10 protein-coding genes are annotated in these 21,213 nt (G+C 64.9%); 8 read left to right on the top strand and 2 right to left on the bottom strand.

Translation table 11 applies throughout. From position 1 onward, the window contains the following. Positions 1-497 precede the first annotated feature (497 nt). The 8 genes from AC07OX_RS26015 to AC07OX_RS25980 all read left to right on the top strand — a co-directional run bounded on the left by AC07OX_RS26015 (position 498) and on the right by AC07OX_RS25980 (position 16,349). Positions 498-7,598 carry a tandem-95 repeat protein gene (locus AC07OX_RS26015; RefSeq protein ID WP_495260298.1) on the top strand — a complete coding sequence of 2,367 codons (7,101 nt, stop codon included), beginning with the start codon at positions 498-500 and terminating at the stop codon, positions 7,596-7,598. Between the two features lie 61 nt (positions 7,599-7,659). Then, on the top strand, positions 7,660-8,994 hold the full coding sequence (locus AC07OX_RS26010; protein ID WP_495260297.1) for a TolC family outer membrane protein: 1,335 nt from the start codon (positions 7,660-7,662) through the stop codon (positions 8,992-8,994). Next, on the top strand, positions 8,991-11,183 hold the full coding sequence (locus AC07OX_RS26005) for a type I secretion system permease/ATPase (RefSeq protein ID WP_495260296.1): 2,193 nt from the start codon (positions 8,991-8,993) through the stop codon (positions 11,181-11,183). Before AC07OX_RS26010 ends, AC07OX_RS26005 begins: the two co-directional genes overlap by 4 nt. Next, positions 11,180-12,427, top strand: coding sequence for a beta-barrel domain-containing protein (locus tag AC07OX_RS26000; RefSeq protein ID WP_495260295.1), 1,248 nt, complete (start codon positions 11,180-11,182; stop codon positions 12,425-12,427). The genes AC07OX_RS26005 and AC07OX_RS26000 overlap by 4 nt, the downstream gene beginning before the upstream one ends. A gap of 65 nt (positions 12,428-12,492) precedes the next feature. Continuing rightward, on the top strand, positions 12,493-12,936 hold the full coding sequence (gene bamE / locus AC07OX_RS25995; protein ID WP_062479197.1) for an outer membrane protein assembly factor BamE domain-containing protein: 444 nt from the start codon (positions 12,493-12,495) through the stop codon (positions 12,934-12,936). Between the two features lie 23 nt (positions 12,937-12,959). Beyond that, the gene (locus AC07OX_RS25990) at positions 12,960-13,349 is read left to right on the top strand and encodes a hypothetical protein (RefSeq protein ID WP_143599085.1); all 390 of its coding nucleotides are present in this window, start codon (positions 12,960-12,962) and stop codon (positions 13,347-13,349) included. A 105-nt stretch (positions 13,350-13,454) separates the two neighbouring features. Beyond that, positions 13,455-13,625 (top strand): hypothetical protein, encoded by a 171-nt coding sequence (locus AC07OX_RS25985; protein ID WP_495260294.1) that lies wholly within the window; start codon positions 13,455-13,457, stop codon positions 13,623-13,625. A 999-nt stretch (positions 13,626-14,624) separates the two neighbouring features. After that, positions 14,625-16,349: a hypothetical protein gene (locus AC07OX_RS25980; RefSeq protein ID WP_495260293.1), complete on the top strand. Its 1,725-nt coding sequence runs from the start codon at positions 14,625-14,627 to the stop codon at positions 16,347-16,349. A gap of 254 nt (positions 16,350-16,603) precedes the next feature. Here the strand turns inward: AC07OX_RS25980 and AC07OX_RS25975 are convergent, their stop codons facing one another. Next, on the bottom strand, positions 16,604-19,060 hold the full coding sequence (locus tag AC07OX_RS25975; RefSeq protein WP_495260292.1) for a phospholipase D-like domain-containing protein: 2,457 nt from the start codon (positions 19,058-19,060) through the stop codon (positions 16,604-16,606). After that, positions 19,057-20,550 (bottom strand): hypothetical protein, encoded by a 1,494-nt coding sequence (locus AC07OX_RS25970; RefSeq protein ID WP_495260291.1) that lies wholly within the window; start codon positions 20,548-20,550, stop codon positions 19,057-19,059. The genes AC07OX_RS25975 and AC07OX_RS25970 overlap by 4 nt, the downstream gene beginning before the upstream one ends. Between the last annotated feature and the right edge of the window lie 663 nt (positions 20,551-21,213).

The raw sequence follows: 21,213 nt of genomic DNA, 5'->3' as shown, positions 1-21,213 counted from the left end.
GATCGATCCGCCCGCCATTGACGCGCGAGGCCTTAAAAAAGGTGCCGCGGCGAGGGGGTCTGTCAGAGGGAAAACGGGGTGCTGGACAGGGCCCGATCGGTATTGCAGGAAATAGCCGGGCCGATTCCGTCCATCAAAAGAATTGGACGCTCCGGCAAAAGCCCGTAAGCCAAAAGACCGCCAGCGCTCGCTTTCCCAACTTGCGAATTGCTGATTTTCTTTCGCCAATCGTGTGAAGTATTCGACATTCACACACGTTTGTGAACAGTTGTACGCCACGGCAAACGCCACGGCCCCTCCGGCAAAAGCCCGGACACCCCCCCGAACCAAGAATCCCGCCCCATGCAAGCGCAAGCCTGCGTGACCCGCACACCGGGTCGCGCCGGCGAGTCCTCGAGAGCCACCCGCGGCCTTCGAGATTTCCCAACGTGCGACCCGGGCTGTTCGCTGAAAGCGAGGGCTCGCCCGAGGTCCGGAGTCAAGGAGAAAGACCAATCATGGAAGCTGTTTACAAGTCTGGTGGCGCGTCATCCCGCAAAGCGACGGCGGAAGCCCCTCTGGTTCTGGATCGCCCGTCGATCGTCACGCTGAAGATCGCGCCCGAGAGCGTGCTCAAGTTCGAGCGCCGCGGCGACGACCTCGTGCTCGTGCTGCGCGACGGCCAGGAAGTCGCCGTGCGCGGCTTCTTCGCCGAGTACCCCGACGCCGGCCGCAACGACCTCGTGCTCGAAGACGGCGCCGGCGTGCAGTGGTGGGGCCAGTACACCGCGCCCTGGAAAGACTTCCACTTCACCGAGATCGAATGGAACGACGCCGGCGGCGCCTTGCTGCCCGACGGCGTGCCGGGCTGGCTGCTGGGCGCGCTTGGCGTGCTGGGCGTCGGTGCCGCCGCGAGCGGTGGTGGCGGCGGCGGCGGCCCGGCCTTCATCCCGCCGTTGCTTCCCGCGCAGAACCGCGGCCCCGAAGGCAAGGCCGACCCTGTCGTCACCGATCAGGACAAGCCCGTGACCGGACAAGTGCACGCGACCGACCCGGACCGTGACACGCTGACCTACACCGTCGCCAAGGGCCCCGAGCACGGCACCGTCACCGTCGATCCGTCCACCGGCCAGTTCGTCTACACGCCCAAGCCCGGCTACGAAGGGCCCGACAGCTTCGAGGTGACTGTCAGCGACGGCAAGGGCGGCACCACCACCGTCAAGGTGCCCGTGACCGTCTCGCCCGTGAACGATGCACCCACCGCGCCCGACTACACCGAGACCACGGCCGAAGACACGCCCGTGAGCGGCCGCGTGACCGGCAGCGACATCGACAGCGGCGACACGCTGACCTACACGAAGGGCAGCGACCCGGCGCACGGTACGGTGACGGTCAACCCGGACGGCACGTATGTCTACACGCCGAACCCCAATTTCAATGGGACCGACAGCTTCACCGTGACGGTGAGCGACGGCCATGGCGGGACGACGACGAGCACGGTGACCGTGACGGTCGATCCGGTGAACGATGCGCCGACGGCGCCGAACTACACCGAGACCACGAACGAAGACACGCCGGTCAGCGGCAAGGTGGTTGGCAGTGACGTGGACGGCGACACGCTCACGTACGTGAAGGGCAGCGACCCTGCACATGGCACCGTCACGGTCAACGCGGACGGCACCTACACCTACACCCCGGGTGCCAACTTCCACGGTACGGACAGCTTCACCGTGACGGTGAGTGATGGCCTCGGCGGCACGACGACCAGCACCATCACCGTCACCGTCGATCCGGTCAACGACGCCCCCACGGCGCCCAACTACACCCAGACCACGAACGAAGACATGCCCGTCAACGGCAAGGTGACAGGCGCTGATGTGGACGGCGATGCGCTGACCTACACGAAGGGCAGCAATCCTTCGAATGGCTCGGTGGTCGTCAACCCCGACGGCACCTACACGTACACGCCGAACCCGAACTTCAACGGCACCGACACGTTCACCGTCACGGTGAGCGATGGCCATGGCGGTACGACGACCAGCACCATCACGGTCACCGTCGACCCGGTCAACGACGCCCCCACGGCGCCCAACTACAACCAGACCACGAACGAGGACACGCCTGTCAACGGCAAGGTCATCGGCAGCGACGTCGACGGTGACGCATTGACCTACACCAAGGGCAGCAATCCTTCGAACGGCTCTGTCACGGTCAATCCCGATGGCACGTACGTCTACACGCCGAACCCGAACTTCAACGGCACCGATACGTTCACCGTCACGGTGAGCGATGGCCATGGCGGTACGACGACCAGCACCGTGACGGTCACGATCGACCCGGTGAATGACGCCCCGACGGCGCCCAACTACAACCAGACCACGAACGAGGACACGCCCGTCAACGGCAAGGTCATCGGCAGCGACGTCGATGGCGACACGTTGACCTACACCAAGGGCAGCAATCCTTCGAACGGCTCTGTCACGGTCAATCCGGATGGCACATACACCTACACGCCGAACCCGGACTTCCATGGGGCGGACAGCTTCACGGTAACGGTGAGCGATGGTCACGGCGGTACGACGACGAGCACGGTGACCGTGACGGTCGACCCGGTGAACGATGCACCGACGGTGCCTGACTACACCAAGACCACGGATGAAGACACGCCCGTGAGCGGCCAGGTCGTTGGCAGCGACGTCGATGGCGACACGCTGACCTACGTGAAGGGCAGCGATCCAGCGCACGGCACGGTCACGGTCAACGCCGATGGCACGTACACCTACGTCCCTGGTGCCAACTTCCACGGCACCGACAGCTTCACCGTCACGGTGAGCGACGGCCATGGCGGCACCACCACCAGCACGGTGAACGTGACCATCAATCCGGTCAACGACGCACCGACGGCGCCCAACTACAACAAGACCACGAACGAAGACACGCCGGTCAACGGCCAGGTCGTCGGCAGCGACGTCGACGGCGACGCGCTGACCTACACCAAGGGCAGTGATCCGGCGCATGGCACGGTCATCGTCAATGCCGACGGCACGTACACCTACGTCCCTGGTGCCAACTTCCACGGCACGGACAGCTTCACCGTCACGGTGAGCGACGGCCATGGCGGCACGACGACCAGCACCGTTACCGTCACTGTCGATCCGGTGAACGATGCACCGACAGTCCCCAACTACACCGAGACGACGAACGAAGACACGCCTGTCAGCGGCCAGGTCGTCGGCAGCGACGTCGACGGCGATGCACTGACGTACACCAAGGGCAGCGATCCAGCGCACGGCACGGTGACGGTCAACGCCGATGGCACCTACACCTACATCCCCGGCGCGAACTTCAACGGCACCGACAGCTTCACGGTGACGGTCAGCGACGGTCACGGCGGCACCACCACCAGCACCGTCAACGTGACCGTCAACCCGGTCAACGATGCACCGACGGTGCCCAACTACGTCGAGACCACGAACGAAGACACCCCCGTCAGCGGGCAAGTGGTCGGCAGCGACGTCGACGGCGACACGCTCACGTACGTGAAGGGCAGCGATCCAGCGCACGGCACCGTCACGGTCAATCCCGACGGCACCTACACCTACGTCCCTGGCGCCAACTTCAACGGCACCGACAGCTTCACGGTGACGGTCAGCGACGGCCACGGTGGCACGACCACCAGCACGGTGAACGTGACCATCAACCCGGTCAACGACGCACCGACGGCGCCCAACTACACCGAGACCACGAACGAAGACACGCCGGTCAGCGGCCAGGTCGTCGGCAGCGACGTCGATGGCGACACGTTGACCTACACCAAGGGCAGCGATCCCACGCACGGCACGGTGACGGTCAACGCGGATGGCACCTACACCTACGTCCCCAGCGCGAACTTCAACGGCACCGACAGCTTCACGGTGACGGTGAGCGATGGCCACGGTGGTACGACCACCAGCACGGTGAACGTGACCGTCAACCCAATCAACGACGCACCGACAGCGCCCAACTACACCGAGACCACGAACGAAGACACGCCGGTCAGTGGCCAAGTGATCGGCAGCGACGTGGACGGCGACGCGCTGACGTATGCGCTGGGCAACGGCCCTGCGCATGGCACCGTCACGGTCAACGCAGACGGCACCTACACGTACGTCCCCAGCGCGAACTTCAACGGCACCGACACGTTCACCGTCACCGTGAGCGACGGCCACGGCGGAACGACCACCAGCACGGTGACGGTCACGATCGACCCGGTGAACGACGCGCCGACGGTGCCCAACTACGCCCAAACGACGGACGAAGACACACCCGTCAGCGGCCAGGTCGTCGGTAGCGACGTCGACGGCGACACGCTGACCTACGCGAAGGGCAGCGACCCCGCGAACGGCACGGTCACGGTCAACGCGGACGGCACCTATACCTACACCCCGAACGCCAACTTCAACGGCACCGACAGCTTCACCGTCACGGTCAGCGACGGCCACGGCGGCACGACCACCAGCACCGTCACCGTGACGATCGACCCCGTCAACGACGCCCCGGTGTTCGTCGACGGCGGCGGCACGCCGGTCGACACGGCCACCGGCTACGTCTTCGGCTACGACGAGAACCGCCCCGCGGGCACCGTGCTCGGCACGGTCCACGCCACCGACATCGACAGCGCGAACGTCACCTACAGCATCCTCTCGGGCAACGACCAGGGCTACTTCGCCATCGACCCGGTCACGGGCGAGATCAGCCTCACGCCGGCAGGCGCTGCGGCTTTCGTCAACGACTACGAAGCAGGCGCCAACGCGCACTCGCTGGTGATCGGTGCGACCGATGGCACGGCCACGACCACCATCCCCGTCACGCTCAACGAGCAGAACATCAACGACGCACCGACGGTGCCCGACTACGCCAAGACCACGGACGAAGACACACCCGTCAGCGGCAGTGTGGTCGGCAGCGACGTCGACGGCGACACGCTGACCTACGCCAAAGGCAGCGACCCATCGCACGGCACGGTCACCGTCAACGCCGACGGCACCTACACGTACACGCCCAGCGCCGACTTCAACGGCACCGACAGCTTCACCGTCACGGTCAGCGACGGCCACGGCGGCACGACCACCAGCACCGTCACCGTGACCATCAACCCCGTCAACGACGCCCCGGTGTTCGTCGACGGTGGCGGCACGCCGGTCGACAGCGCCACCGGCTACGTCTTCGGCTACGACGAGAACCGCACTGCGGGCACCGTGCTCGGCACGGTCCGCGCCACCGACATCGACAGCGCAACCGTCACCTACAGCATCCTCTCGGGCAACGACAACGGCTACTTCGCCATCGATCCGGCCACCGGCGCGATCAGCCTCACGGCGGCAGGCGCAGCGGCCTTCGTCAACGACTACGAAGCTGGCGCCAACGCGCACGCGCTGGTGGTCGGTGCGAGCGACGGCACCGTCACGACGAACATCCCCGTCACGCTCAACGAGCAGAACGTCAACGAGGCACCAGAGGCGCTCGACGACACCAAGACCACGGACGAAGACACGCCGGTCAGCGGTCAGATCGTCGGCAGCGACGTCGACGGCGACACGCTCACCTACACCAAGGGCAGCAACCCGTCGAACGGCACGGTGACGGTGAATCCCAACGGCACCTACACCTACGTTCCCAACGCCAACTTCAACGGCACCGACAGCTTCACCGTCACGGTGAGTGACGGCCACGGCGGCACGACCACCAGCACGGTGACCGTGACCGTCAACCCGGTGAACGACCCGCCGACGGCCACGGCGACCGACGCCGGCATCGTCTCCGAAGGCAGCCTGCCCGGCGGCATTCCGGCGGCGGGCGAGCCGTCGGTGCAATCGACCGGCAAGATCTCCATCGCGGACCCCGACAGCCTGGCGGGCGACCTGTCGGTGTCGCTCAGCGGCCCGGCCGGCGTCACCTCCGGCGGCCAGCCGGTGTCGTGGACCTGGGACGCGGGCACGCACACGCTCACGGGCAGCGTCACCGTCGACGGCGTCACCACCGAGGTGATGACCGTGGCGGTGGGCAATGTCACCGCCACGGGCGCGGGCCTGTTCGAGGCGGGCTACACCGTCACGCTGAAGGCGCCGATCGACCATCCGGCGGGCAACGGCGAGGGCCTGTCGAACCTGCACTTCGAGGCCGTGGTGAGCGATGGCCAGCTCAGCGGCGCGCCGGTGGGCTTCAACGTGCCAGTCAAGGACGATGCGCCGGTGCTCGTGAACGGCGAGCAGTCCGTCGACGTGGCACCGATCAACACGAACCTGATGGTGATCCTGGACCTCTCCGGGAGCATGGAGGAGGAGACGCCGACGCGGCTCTCCCGTGCGAAGGCGGCCGTCCAGAACCTGATCGACGGCTACGACCTGTACGGCGAGGTGCGGGTGCAACTCGTCACCTTCAGCACGACCGGGCAGGCACAACAAGCCTGGATGACGGCAGCCGACGCCAAGGCGCTGGTGCAGGACCTGCAGGCCAGTGGCAGCACCAACTACGACGCTGCCCTGGCTTCGGCGATGAGCGGTTTCTCGGCTGGCGGCAAGCTGCAGGGTGCCCAGAACGTGTCCTACTTCCTCACGGACGGCGAGCCGACGCGTGGGGACGGCAATCCCGACCAGCTCGGGAACAGCAGCAGCAGCAACGCGGCTGACAAGGGCATCCAGGCAGCGGAAGAAGCGATCTGGAAGACCTTCCTCACCACCAACAAGATCAATTCGTTCGCACTGGGCCTGGGTTCCAGCCTGGGCCCGACGGAGCAGGCCTACATCGACCCCATCGCCTACAACGGCAACACCGGCACGAACACCAACGGCAAGATCGTCACCGACACGAGCCAGCTGAACGACATGCTGCAAGGCACGATCAGCGTGCCGCCCACGGTCAGCAACCTGCTGACCGGCGGCCTCGGCGGTTCGTCGGGCTTCGGTGCCGACGGCGGCCATGTGTCCACGCTGACCATCGACGGCACCACCTACGCCTTCAACAGCAGCACGGGCCTGATGACGAAGACCGGCCCGGCCACCGGCAGCGACTACAGCTACAACCAGGCGACGCACCAGGTCACCATTGCCACCGACAAGGGCGGCAAGCTGGTGGTGGACTTCGACACGGGCGAGTTCAGCTACCAGGTGGCACCCAAAACCACCACCTCGCACAACTACGACGAGACCCTCAGCTACCAGGTGGTCGACCGCGACGGCGATGCGAGCAACGTGGCCACGCAGACGCTGCACGTCAACTACACGCCTGCAGCGGGTGCGGCGGCGCTGTACACCTCGCCCGATTCGCTGGGCCTGGCCGGCGTCGACGAGGTGACGGTGTCGATCGAGCAGCAGCAACCGCACGATGCGCCGCATTTCCCCTTTGGCGACAGCCCGACGTGGGGAGGGCTGCAGCTGTCCGACATGCTGCAGGCCTACACCGCGGCCGAGTCGCTGCATGCACTGCTGCAGGCCGCGTTCCCACCGGCCTTCGGGGGCACGCAGGCGTCTCCCACGGCGCTGCCCTTCGCGACGTCGCCCGATTCGCTCGCGGCCTACGCACCGCCCGTGGCGCCATCGCTCACCGACGAGCTTCACATGGGCCTCGCGCTTCACCACTGACCGACCGGCGTGCCGGCGCCGCTTGCGGCGCCGGCACCTGGTGGTCTGCACGTCTTCACGCATGCTTGCTTCCCGTCATCTTTCGTCTGCTGCCGCGGGCCTTTTCTTCCTGCTCGTCGGATCGGCGGCGCTTGCGCAAGCGAGCACCGCCGCCCCGCTGGGCATGGTCGAGGCCGTGCGCCTGGCCGCCACCTCGCACCCGACCGTGCGCAACGCCGTCGGCCAGGCGCTGCAGGCGGGCGAGGGCATTGCCGCCGCGCGCTCGGGCTACTACCCGCAGGTCAGCGCCGGCGTCAGCGCACGCACGGGCAACCGCCAGCTCCAGGCCGACGGTCGCCGCCAGGTGCACCAGGCCTCGCTGTCGGTGACGCAGCTGCTGTACGACTTCGGCAAGGTGTCGAGCGCCGTGAGCGAGGCCGAAGCCTCGGCCACGGCCGCGCGCGCCAAGCTGCTGGTGGCGGTCGACGACGTTGCGCGCGACACCGCGCAGGCATGGATCGAAGTGCATCGCCAGCAGGCGCTCGGCGAGATCGCGCAGGCCCAGGTGAAGGGCGTGCAGTCGCTGGCCGGCCTCGTGGGCGAGCGCCAGGCCAAGGGCGCCACCAGCCAGTCCGACGTGGCGCAAGCGCAGTCGCGCCTGGAGGCCGCGCGCGCCCAGCAACTCAACACCGCGTCGCAGGCCGAGCGCTGGCGCCTCAGCCTCATGCACCTGACCCAGGGTCGCGCGCCGGCCGACATCGCCGGCGAAGCGCCCGCGCCGCTCGCGAGCGCCTGCGCCGCGCTGCCGCAGACGGCCTTGCCCGCACCGACCGTGCAGATGGCGCAGGCCGAGCGCGACATGGCCCAGGCCGCGCTGCGCGGTGCCGATGCGCAGCTGCTGCCCACGCTGTCGCTCAACGCCGCCGTCAACCGGGGGCTCGAATCGGGTGGGCGGCCCGCCGGCCAGTCCGCCAACGAAAGCACGTTCACCGTCAACTTCACCGCGCCGCTGTACGAAGGCGGGCGCAGCCAGGCCCGCCAGCGCGCCGCCGCGCACGCCGTCGAGGCGGCCGAGGCCGCGCTGGGCTATGCCGAACTCAGCGTGCGCCAGCGCCTCGAAGACGCGCGCGTGCAGTCGCAAGGCCACGCGCTGCGCCTGCCCGTGCTCGCCGCGCGCGTGCACAGCACGCAGCGCACGCGCGACCTGTACCGCGAGCAGTACCTGCAGCTGGGCACGCGCTCGCTGCTCGACCTGCTCAATGCCGAGCAGGAGTTCCACGGCGCGCGCTTCGAGCAGGCCGAGAGCGCGCACGAGGTGCAGCGCCTCGCGGTCGAGTGCCTGTACCAGTCGGGCCGCCTGCGCGAGGCCTTCGGGCTGGTCGATGCGGGCGAGCTCGTCGCCGGAGGCCAGCCATGACCGCCACCACGATGCCCGAACTGTCCGCCGCGCGCGGCCCCGAGCTGCTCGCCGGCTGGGTCGACGCCGTGCTGGCCGTGGCCGCCCACTACCACCTCGACACCTCGCGCGAGCGCATCCGCGGCGCCGCCGCATGGAGCGACCACGAAGACATCGGCGAGCGCGTGCGCCAGATGGCCCGCCAGGCCGGTCTCACCGTGCGCCAGGTCGCGCCGCGCCTGGACACCCTGAGCCCCTGGCGCCTGCCCGTGGTGCTGCAGCTGCGCGACGGGCAGGTGGCCGTGGTCACCGCCATCTCGGCGCAGGGCCTGCGCGTGATGCTCGGTGGCGACCAGGGCGCGGAAACCGTCTGCACCGTGGACGAGCTGCAACCCGCGCTCGAAGCCATGGCCGTGCTGCGGCCCGCGCAATCGGCGCCCGACTCGCGCGTGGACGCCTACATCCGCCCGGTGGAGCCGCACTGGCTGCGCCAGATCGTGCTGGCCGACTGGCGGCCCTACGCCCACATCCTCGTTGCGTCGCTGGCCTACAACCTCATGGCGCTGGCCGGCACGCTGTTCTCCATGCAGGTGTACGACCGCGTCGTGCCCGCGCAGTCGTTGCCCACGCTGCATGTGCTGTTCGGCGGCGTGCTGCTGTCGATCGCGTTCAGCTGGGTCATGCGCGGCGCGCGCATGCGCATCACCGACGTGGTGGGCAAGCGCGCCGACCTGCGCATTTCGGACCGCGTGTTCGGCCACGCGCTGCGCGTGCGCGGCTCGGCGCGCCCGCGCGCCACCGGCACCTTCATCTCGCAGCTGCGCGAGCTGGAGCCCGTGCGCGAAATGCTCACGTCGACCACCGTGGCGGCCGTGGCCGACCTGCCGTTCTTCTTCGTGTTCTGCGTGCTCTTCTGGTTCATTGCCGGCTGGCTCGTGCTGGTGCCGTTGGCCGCGTGCGTGCTGCTGATCGTGCCCAGCCTGCTGGCACAGCCGCGCCTGCGCGCGCTGGCCCAGACGGGCATGCGCGAGTCGTCGCTGCGCAACGCCATGCTGGTCGAGGCCGTGCAGGGCATCGACGACATCAAGGGGCTGCAGGCCGAGCCGCGCTTCCAGAACCAGTGGAACCACTACAACGCCGTCAACGCCGACTCGGGCCTGCAACTGCGCGCGCTGCTCAACACCCTGAGCAACTGGACCCAGACCGTGCAGGGCGCCGCCTTCGCCTTCGTCGTGTTCTTCGGCGCGCCGCTCGTGATGGACGGCCACATGAGCACCGGCGTGCTCGTGGCCGCATCGATCCTGTCGACCCGCATGCTCGCGCCGCTGGCCGGCGTGACGCAGGTGCTCAACCGCTGGCAGCAGGCCAAGGTGGCCGGCGAGGCGCTCGACCAGCTCATGAAGCTCCCGGTCGACCACCCGCCCCACGAGACCCGCGTGCACCGGCCCGCCGTGCAGGGCGACTACACGCTGCGCGACGCCGTCTTCAGCCACGACGGCCAGACCACCGCGTTGCACGTGAAGGCGCTGCACATCGGCGCCGGCGAACGCATTGCCGTGCTCGGACGCAACGGCGCGGGCAAGTCGACGCTGCTGCAGGCGCTGTCGGGCCTCATCGAGCCGCGCGCGGGCAGTGTGCTGCTCGACGGCGTGTCGATGGCCCACATCGACCCCGCCGACGTGCGCCGCGACGTTGGCCTGCTTGCACAAGATGCGCGCCTGTTCCACGGCACCCTGCGCGAGAACCTGCAGATGGGCACGCCCCACGCCACCGACGCCGAACTGGTGGCGGCCCTGCAGGCCACCGGCGCCTGGGCCTTCGTGCGCCGCCTGCCCACCGGGCTGGACCATCCGCTGCTCGAAGGTGGGCGCGGCCTTTCGGGCGGACAGCGCCAGAGCCTGCTGCTCGCGCGGCTCATGCTGCGCCGCCCCGGCGTGCTGCTGCTCGACGAGCCCACCGCCTCGCTCGACGAAGTGGCCGAGCGCGAAGTGATCGAACACCTGCGTGCGCTGCCCGCCGGCCGCACGCTGGTGCTGGCCACGCACCGCCCGGCCGTGCTCGAGGCGGTCGACCGCATCCTCGTGGTGGACGGCGGCGCCATCGTGCTCGACGGGCCGCGCGAGCAGGTGATGGCGCGGCTGCGCCAGGGCGCGGTCGCCTCGCGCGAGGCGATGGCCTCCGCAGGCCGTGGCAAGGAGGGGCAGGCATGAACGCCGTGACATTGACCAAGGCGCAGGTGCAGGCCGCCGCGCAGGCACCGGCCGTATCCACCGCCACCGTGTGGGGCCCCGGCGGCGCCGACGACTTCGACGAAGCCCGCGCCAGCGGCTCCGCGCGCGTCGTGTGGTTCATCGCGCTCTTTCTGCTCGCCTTCTTCGTGTGGGCCTGGGTCTTCGAGATCGACGAAGTGTCCAGCGGCATGGGCAAGGTGATTCCCAGCTCGCGCGAGCAGCGCATCCAGTCGCTCGAAGGCGGCATCCTGGCCGAGCTGCGCGTGCAGGAAGGCCAGATCGTCGAGAAGGGCCAGGTGCTCGCGCAGCTCGACCCCACGCGCGGCGAATCGAACGTGGAAGAAACCGCCGCGCGCTACCGCGCCGCCCTGGCCAGCAGCGTGCGCCTGCGCGCCGAGGTGCAAGGGCAGGGCAGCCTGCAGTTCCCCGCCGAGCTGAAGGCCTACGCCCAACTGGTCGATTCCGAAAGCGCGCTCTTCCGCTCGCGCCAGGGCAGCCTGCGCGACACCGTGTCCGGCCTGGGCCAGGCGCTTTCGCTCGTGCGCAAGGAGCTCGACATCACCCGCTCGCTGCAGGTGAGCGGCGCGGCCAGCAACGTCGAGCTCATCCGCCTGCAACGCCAGGCCGCCGACCTGGAGCTGAAGATTGCCGAGGCGCGCGCCAACTACATGGTGCGCAGCCGCGAAGAGCTGGCCAAGGCCGATGCCGAGGTGAAGTCGTTGTCGTCCGTGGTGCGCGGGCGCGCCGACTCGCTCGAGCGGCTCACCTTGAACTCGCCCGTGCGCGGCATCGTCAAGAGCTTGCAGGTCACCACCATCGGCGGCGTCGTGCCGCCCAACGGCTCGCTGCTGACCTTGGTGCCGCTGGACGACCAGCTGCTGGTCGAGGCGCGCATCTCGCCGCGCGACATCGCCTTCATGCGGCCCGGGCAGGAGGCGCAGATCAAGATCACCGCCTACGACTACGCCGTGTACGGCGGCCTCAAGGGCCGCGTGGTGACCATCGCGCCCGACACCCAGCGCGACGAGGTCAAGCCCGAGATCGTGTACTACCCCGTGCTCGTGCGCACCGACTCCGACGCGCTCACTGACAAGGCCGGCCGCCGCATGCCCATCGTGCCCGGCATGGTGACCACCGCCGACATCCGCACCGGCCGCAAGACCGTGTGGGACTACCTGACCAAGCCACTGAACAAGGCGCGCGAAGCCATGCGCGAGCGCTGACCCGCGCGCGCTCATTTCCCCACGAAACCCATCCGACACCCATCCGACCCAAGAGGACGCTAGCCATGAAAACCACCCCGCACGCATCCCCCGCCGCTGCCGCCTTCGTGCTCGCCGCCGCGCTGCTCGGCGCCGCCGCTCCTGCGGTGGCCCGCGACAACCCCGTGGACCCCGTGAGCAACCCCGACAAGCTGGACTACCGCGACGTCGAGGCGCGCCGCCCCGACTTCAAGGAGCCCTTTTTGCGCGACGGCGTCGTGTCGCGGCCCGAGCGCTTTCGCGAGATCAAGCCCGGCCTCAACCAGGCCCAGGTGCTCGCCGTGCTCGGACAGGCCCTGAAGCAACAGCGCGGCGCGCTCGGCACCGAGTGGGACTACCACTTCAAGTTCCAGATGCCCCAGTCGGCCAACTACCTCGTGTGCCAGTACAAGGTCGTGTTCGACGACAGCCAGGCCGTGCGCAGCGCCGTGTGGCGCCGCCGCCAATGCCTGGACCTGCTGCCGCGCTGAGCCGCGACGCCGGCCCGCAGCCCATGCCTCGCGATTCCAAGCGCGCGCCCCGTCCCTACGAGGCCTTCGTGTACGGCAACTCCGCCGACGAGCCCACGCGGCTGGCCGAGCGTTGCCTGGAGGTGATCGAGGGCACGCTGAAAAGCGTCGACCGCGTCGTGGCCTGCCTGCGCGCGGCCGAGCTGGAACACGGCATCGGCATCGCGGCCATGACGCGCGCGCAGATCGCCGATGCCGCCGAATGGCACCGCGCCAAGCTGCAGGGCCTGCTGGCCGTGAAGCTGCAGCTCACCAACCGCGGCGGCGACATTCATCTGGTGGACGACCTGCACCTGGTCGTGCGGCTCAAGTCGCGCCTCACCGCGCCCGGCGGCTTTCTGCCGGAGCTGTACCACCTCATGCCTCATGGCTGACGTGGACGACGCGGCCCTCGCGGTGGATGCGGTCCGCTGCATGGGGCTTTGTCTTCTTCCGGCGTTGAACGACGACGCCCGCACGGCCGCCCCGGGAGGCACGCCGTGATCCGCCGCACCAAGCGCTTTCGCAAGAACCTCTACCGGTTGAGCGACGTGGCGCTGTGGCTGCTCCTTGCGCTCTTCCTTGCGCTGGCAGCCGACGCGCTGCCGGCGCGAGGGGGCAGCCAGGACCACCACGACAGCGAAGCCGAGCGCGCCACGCACGCGCACTAGCTGGCGGCCGGCCCCGAGCCGAACCTTGCTTCGCCTCGTCTCGCCTCCGGCGAAGCGGAAAAACCGGGGCACCTCAGATATCTCGTCGATTCGAGAAATCGTCGACGAATTCTTTTCTCTTGCGCGGCTTCGCTTCTCTACAGTGAATGCCCCCGCGACAAGACGGCCTGCTGTAGCGGCCGACGAACCCCGTGAAAGGAACGCCTTCTTCCCAGACATTCATTGATTGATCGAGCGATTGATTCGTGCGAGCGAATGAACCGTCTTGCCTCACGGCGGGTGTCGATGCCTCTTTGTGAAGCAGCGACACGAATGTGAGGCACAAAAGGCGACGGCCAGGGTGCGTGAACACCCTGGCCGTCTAACCAAGAGACGTGCCCAACTTTCGAAAGGAAGCACACCAAATGGCTGATTCAATTATGGCCGGGCGTTCCACGCCCAAACCTCCCCGCCGCACACGCGGCGCGACCCCTTCGTCCACCCCCACAGGCGAAGACGCCCGAGACCTCCTCGAAATCAAACTGGCCCAGCTGAACTCCTTGCTGTGGTGCTGCTACGGCGACGGCAATGGCTGGTTCGAAGAAGCCGGGGAGAAACACCGGGATCACATGCTGTGGATTGCGGCGGATCTGGCTAGGGAGGCGGAGAGGTTGTTGGGGGAGAGTGGGAGGGGGTAGGGATTGGTTGCTTGGCCGTCGCGTCTTTGTGACCGGTGGCCGGTCACTTTCTCATTTCGCTCAATGTAGCAAGGGCAGAGTAGCGTCGGCTCCTCGATCGAGATTTGATCGCTTTGCAGCGGTTGTTGTCTTCCGGGTGGTCTCAGTTCGAGGGCGGCTTTCCAACCGAGGGGCGAATAGCTCACCGTCGCACGGGCACTACACTAGTTAGAACCCGACTTGTAAAAAATCAAAGGGCTTCGAGCCCGCATTCAACCCAATGCTCCCCGCGATCTTGCTATCAGTTCAATGGCGTAAGCGGCTTCGGCATGGATCCGCTCTAGTGGCGACTACTGTTTGCCTGGCATTTGTTCTTTCGACGGGACCGCAGATTCAAAACTATCTGCTTTCTCTCCTAAATAGCGATGTTCCTTCAATCTACGACTCTGTCTATCAGCGTCAGTTGGTTGCATTTCCTTCGCTTGGATCTTGGGTGGGCGCGGCGTTTCAGTGGCAGATCCTTGCTGTCGCGCTTGTCGTCAGTTGGTTCGCACTTCTAAGCGTCAACTCTCGGGTCATCGCTTGGCATACTGCATGGTCCGCGGCCGTGAGCCTGAGTGCATTCGATGTTTTCATCGCACTCTTGAATAGTCAGATGACTGTGAAGTGGGTGGTTGAAAACTTCGCGTCGAACATCATTGGCGGTGTGTTTTGCGGTGGATTAGTTCTCGGAATATTTAAGGCCGCTGACTTTGTACATAACCACGCACCGATCGGCTTGCTCGGACGACTCTTGCTTGCGCCGGCCATAGTCGTCACCTGCGGCCTCACATATTGCTGCGTCGCGTACTACGTCTTTGGGCTGTTCTACGCGCCCTTAACTGCCTACTTTGATATTTCCTTGTCTCCACCTGCTAGTGGAGCTCTCGTGTCTGAAGACGAACGTGGCAGCAAGGAGTCGCCCAGACCTTTCTCTTTCGTTCCAGACTCTCGCATTCGGGGAAACATCAATTGGATAAGCCCGCCTGGCGGCTTCGCTATTCGGTCAACCATCACTACCGAAAAAATGTCGCGATTTAGGCTTTTCGCGGTGTCTGGATGTACGTCGGCATCGGATCTTGAAAAGCTGGGACCAGTGCCAAAGGCTTGGTTGGACGTCACAGATATGCGCGATCTGGAATTTCTTGGTGATTCCGGTATGACGGACTTCATGAGCCTCATTCCGCCAGAGCGCGCGTCCAAGTTCCGATTGAATATGGATGAAGCATCAATGTTCAATCTCGACGATGATGTTGAACAGAAAGGCATCAAGATCACCCAGTTCGTTGGCAAAGCGGCGTCGCTTGAAATAGAGTCGCCTAAGGAGTTGAAGCTTTTCGTTGGAACACCGCTGATGACTACGAATGAAAAGAAGGTCACCCTGTCGCCTCGAACTGTCCGATTGAAGATCGGACAGCGAAAGTACGAAATTCGTGTCTTGCCACCGAATTCGATCCTTGATGCCTCACAGCACCTCGAGTGCGGGTTCGTGCCCGACCTTAAGCCCTTGAAGGAAGGGGGAGTTAATTTCGAAATTTCCGAACCGATCTTTGGCTTCCTAGCGATTTTTGAACAGCCTGCAGATTCAAGTGAATTTTCGACCGAGGACATCGGCGTTCGAGTGAGTGCGGAAGGTGGATGGATAGCTCTTAGAGGTTTGCAACCCAAGGACTTGCAACATCGACAATTGGGTCGTCTTGGCATGGTCCAGGTGCGCGGCAACATCAGCGATCTGTCTATCGATGAAGCCTCGTTGTCACCGAGGCAAGTCGAGACGTATACGGCAGTTGGAGATTTCGAGGGAGAGATTGCGCAAGGCAAGCTTCGCGTGAGGGGCCAAGCGAAAAAGCTGTGGAAAGATCAGTACCGGCTGAGCGCTACTAAATGGGAAAAACTGGGCTGGGAGCCCAAGATTTTCTTGGTAACGTCCCTCATCTCATTGTTTGGGTTGCTGGGTACTGTCGTGCTAAGCGCTCTCCGCTCAGACCGGCGATTCCTCTGGTATGTCTGGCTGCCGGCGCGTCATTGAATAGGGTTGCCGCCAAGATTGCCGATCCTGGATGCCTCGGCGAGTAGTGCGCGCCGGACGACTTGGCACCGATAAGTCAGCAGAGATGTACCTGAGCCTTCACGGCAAAGTTGGTAGTCGCCCCTGAACGTCAGCAGCGGGGCATGAAGCAGGCCTTGAAGATGGCAACGTCAGGTGACAGCAATCCGTCTGACGCGGTCGTTCGCCGCATCGGTGACCACCCTTTGAATCTTCCCTGCTCGAACCGCACGCTCCTAATCCAGTTCTATCTCCTCTTCCTCGGCATCGTCAACGGCTTGTTCACCAAAGACTTGGGCCGCCGCGGACATCTGAGAGTGAAGGTCCAGGATCGCTCCTTGCGAGACACCCAGACGCTCGGCGTACCGAGCACCGAGCGCATCGAGCACCTTCATCACGGGTGCGCTCATGAGGTCATCGGCATCCAGGATCGTCGAGCCGTAGATCTCCTCGGCTCGACGATGGGCGTGTACGGCCACCTGGGTCGGTAGATTGCGCTCATCCTGTGCAAGGGCTAATGCCGCTACGGTCCAAAAGCAAGTGGCAAAGCACTCCAGGATGTCCGCTGGGATTGCTATGCTGGCTTGGTCAGGCACCTTCACTTGCCGGATCATCGGCACGCCGCCGACTTGGGTGGCGAACAGGGTGAAAAGTACTTGCCCGGCCAGCCGCGGCCAGCTGGCATCGCCTCGCGCTACAAGTACTGGCGGGCGCTCGCCAGGCGCGATGGTTGTGTGACGCACCCGCTTCTTGCTTCCCGAAGCGAGGACGACCGTCAAAAGCAGGCGCACTCGTAGGAGATCGCGTGTCGTGAGCTCGCGCTCTCCTGCGGCCGCGGCGATGCGCTTGTTGAACTTGCTTACGGAATCCAGGATGGCTCTTTCTGTGTCTGCGGCACGCATGACTGCGACAGGTGGAGGCGCATTCGGTGGTTGAGGTCGTGCGGCTTCCTGCGCGATCTCGAGTCCCTCTTCGAGGGCTTCCCCGCCATCGGTGATCTCGTCACCCATCCCGAGCGGCATTTCGCCCGATGCATTGTCGACTTCGTCAATCTGCAGCTGGCCAGCATCGACGCCAATCAAGGTGTTCAGTAAGGCACGCACTTCATTGGTATGGCTGGATGCCAATGAGTTTGAAGGCGCGAGGTCTTGAGCCTGCGCCCCTGCGGGTGCGCGAGTGCGCATGAAATCGTCGTAGGTCATCAAGGGGTTCTCCATACCCTGATTGCGCCCGCCTCGCGCGCGACCGCCGGCCGCCGTACGCCTCGCCAACTGGCGCTCTCCAGCATCGATCAATTCAAGAGCCTCGTAGAGGTACAGGCCCTCGATGTCGCCACCGTCCAGCATTGCCAACCCGTCCTTAATCTGCTTGTTCTTGGCCGGACGCAAGTTGTCCATCAAGGCCTGCTCGTTGTGGACGACGCCTATGGAGGAAACTTGATCATCCGCTCGCACTCTAGCGAATCGAGGTGACGTCGCCAGCTTCAGCACGTAGCTTCGAACACTTTGGCCGCCCGTGGGCGGCAGTGCAACGAGGAGCTCCTGCTTTGCGTCCAGCAGTTCAACGATTGCATCGGCAACATCGAAGTGCGCTGACGGCGTCCAGGACAGCTGCAATCCGAGCACGTGAAAGCGCCCAGGCTGCCGCGCGGTCGCTTCCTCAAGCGGGATAACTTCGCCTCGCTCATAAGCTGCAATCTCGCTCTCATCTACAGCGGGAACGTCGAGCACCCTCTCTAGTTCAAGTGCCGTCAGCGCAGCGCCGGGCGGCATGCGCTTGTAGAGCGCCGCCTCAACGTTCATTCCGGCACGCTCACTAGTACCAAGTGCCGCTATCGTGCAGTTCGGGCTTCCGAATAGAACATGATCAGCCTTCTTGGTCTGCGCGATGACGACCTTGGCATGCGCAAAGCGGCTGCGAGGCTGCGCCAAGGGACTGATTTCATGTAAAGCGGCCTTCAGGCTTTGCGTACCTGGGAACAGACCCCGCTGCGTGTCGACTATCAGTGCGGTCTTGCGCGGCTTCAACGTGCGCTGCAAGAAGTGCGCAGCGCTGAGATCTGGGTCCCAGTAAGGACTTGCGATGATCAATCTTTGAACTGGGTCGTTCGCAACTAGCTCCACGAATCGGTGTCCGATTCCAGTGGCTTCGCCACTGGTCAGCAGCTGTGCGGGCGGCGAAGCGTCGGCTGGTTCTGAATCGCGCAACCAGGGAGATCGCGTTCGAGCCCATTCCAGCTGCTTGCGAGCGGCGTTTTCGGCAGGATGGACGAACTGCTCGAGAAATTCGAGCGCTTGTCGCATGATGGGCGCCAAGCGATGGTCGTCGGCGCGCATGCGCAGTTCCCCGACCACCTCAAGGTTGCCTGCCAAACCGCTCATGGTCAAGTTGGCTGAGGCCACGAGCAACCGGGCCGAGTGGCCTCCCAATTGCAGTGTGAGCTTTGGGTGAAACAAGGCTGGACCGTCAGCTCCAACAAGCGAATAGCGAATGCCCGCCATTTGAGGCGAACGCTCGATTTCGTCCAGGGCGAGTGTGAGCATGCGCGAATCGGCGAGCACGATGTTGTTCATGCAGCCCGCATCCCGCAGCCGTAGCAACACGATCTGTTCGTACGCCGGAAAGTCTATGCAGAACGAGGAGGTGATTGTCGTGTGGAAGCCCGTTTCCTTGAATGCATTGAAAAGCTTCATGCGTACCCCGCCACGCGCATCCCTGCGTTCGTGATGCCATCGTTGTCCAGCAGATGGATGTCATGCAAGAACCGAATGGCCGGTCCCAAGCGTGGGTTAGTGAGAACGGGTCCAGCCTTCTTGCGAAAGCGCAGAAGTCCTTCGTCCATCTCGAACAGAAACGTGTAGTCGCCGGCACGCATCTTCTGGAATGCGACGCTTAGGTGCCGATCGAGCACCCGCTTCTTAATGAGCTGGGCAAGCGTCTGCTCGATCGGTAGGTCCCTTCTCGTCCAAACGAAATGCGGCTCCGTGGAGATCGTCTGCGACGTATCGTGCTTTGCAGGCGCCAGCACCTTCGCGATCTGGTCGCACTCAGGCCGCAGTCGCTTAGAGAGCACCGCGAGCAGCCGCAGCGCCTGGTAGGCGATGTCCGCAGTGAAGGGAACCTCGATTCGAACGCCCAGGAGCGTCTCCACGAGAAGCCACTCGGCATCGGGCTCATCACTCCAAGCGTTGTCGCTCACGGTTACGCTGTCCTCGAGTTCAGCCCATGTGGATGGCGCCCGCTCGGGCACGCCGAGCAGGCGTCCGACGACTTCACTCAGAAGCGCTTCCAATGCGATTCCGCCGGGAAACTCGCTCAGGACATCCAACACGAACCGCAACAGGGATTCGTGGCAAACGTGGAGCATGTCGTTGGCGTGATAGATCCGCCATCTGTAGCGATGCTCAGCATCAGCGCCGGTCAACCCGGGCAGGGGGGTGCCTTCATAGTCGTAGCCCGAATAAGAGGTCCAGCGGACGTCGTCGGGCCCGGGGAATCGCTGTAATTCATGTGCCGTGTGCAGCACCAGACGCAGGGTGGCGCGCCGGCGAGCTGCCCGCGATTTGGCTGGCGCATCAGCCGCGAAGAGAATCTGCTCGTACATCTGCCTCTCGGCAGACTCGTCCCCAATGGCGGATGGTGCCATCCCGGCCATCTGTGCGAGGCCCTCCAGGGTCACGCTGCCGTCTTGAACGGCCTGAAGAAACTGGTAACCAAACGCCTTGATCTCGGTGGCGAAGGTGAGGGCCAGGTCCTGGCCAATGGCCCGACTCGGAAGCGGTATGTTGTGTCCGTCCGCCTCTTCGATCAAACCCAGTTCAAGCAGCTGTGAAGAGTAGGCAGCGCCAAAGGCGCCGAACTTCTGCTTGAGGTACTGGGAGTTGTTCTGGCGGTCGGTGTTCTCCGAGAAGTGGACACGATCACCCTTGAGCTGATTGAGTTTTCGCGTGGCCCAGCGCGTTCCTGCAACGCCGCCATCCTGCGTGTTGTATTGAGCGATGAGCGCATAGAGGGCTTCGCCGCGGCGCAGGAACCGGCACCACTCCTCGACATCGGCCGAGTGCTGGGCACGCGCGTATTCGGCGGTTAGCCATGTATGCAGCGCGTAGTAACGCATTCGCAATGTCACGTTGCTGATACCAGGCAAAAGCCATTGGTACAAAGCGATGCTCGTGTTCTGCATCCCCAACGGATCCAGTCCTTGACTTTCGTCTTGCTCAGTCCAAGCCGGAACTCCCTCTTCTACGTCTGCCATCTACAACCTCCTGTTCAATCTCAGTGCTGTGAAACTTCAACCGTCGCATTGGAACCAAGGACTGAGGCTTTGTGAAGAGTTTGAGGGCCCTGCGTCTCCTCGCCTTACAGGCACGCGCGTTGGCGAAGGGGCGGCGGGTGAGGCAGGCAACGTGATCGGATTTGAAGCCGGCGACTACGGTGCCACCAAAACGTGCTTTGACTGCGCGAAGCCTAACTCAAGGTTTCCACCGACAGCTGGAGGGCGACACACGGAGCCCTCGGTTAGTCTGCGAACGAGAAGGCCCTGCGTGTCCGATGGGCCAGTGGCGTGCACGGTACGAATCAGATACAGCGTCAGCCTCTCGATGTTTCAACGCGACGTGTGCGACCACGGAGAAGTCGCTGCGGAGATCGGTGCTGCGGCACACCGTGATCGCAAGAGGCGAGAGATGCCCTATGGCTGCTTGGGCCCCAAAAAGTCGTTCGATGCTGAAGAGTGAAGGACCGCTTTGCGGGGCGGATTCAACCGGTCGATGCAACCAACATCTGCTATCAGCTTGCAGCGGCCACCTAAGCGCTGCTGTTGGCAGCACTTTGGGGATGAGGACTT

The sequence above is a fragment of the Variovorax sp. GW821-FHT09D07 genome, from assembly GCF_059416345.1.
Note: the sequence above shows the minus strand (reverse complement) of the source record. Positions and strands in the feature narration are given on the sequence as shown.